Source organism: Rhodoplanes roseus (genome assembly GCF_003258865.1).
GTDB lineage: Bacteria > Pseudomonadota > Alphaproteobacteria > Rhizobiales > Xanthobacteraceae > Rhodoplanes > Rhodoplanes roseus.
In genome coordinates, this window is the sequence record NZ_NPEX01000843.1 from 1 (window position 1) to 268 (window position 268).

At 60.4% G+C, this 268-nt stretch carries 1 pseudogene; it reads right to left on the reverse strand.

Annotated features, from left to right (window positions below):
- Positions 1 to 268, reverse strand: a pseudogene (locus tag CH341_RS34945) (hypothetical protein); the annotation flags it as partial.

Sequence of the window (268 nt, forward strand, 5' to 3'; positions counted from 1 at the left end):
CCACAAGCGTGCCAAGAATCTGCGTCGCCTCCGTCGTCAGGAACAGCTTGAGGCTCGGGAAAGGCCTTGACCAGAACCAGCGCTGGTTACGCGTAACGTAGAGGGTCAGGTGGCCAGCGACGAGAAGCTTGAGGAAAATCACCGTCTGGATGACCTCGCGCGGCAAATGCATGACCGTGTCGACGTACCAGAAGAGCAGAAAGGTCTCCGCCACGCCTAGGAGGCCGAGGCAGCTCGCGATGGTGAGTACCCGCGGCATATTCCAGCG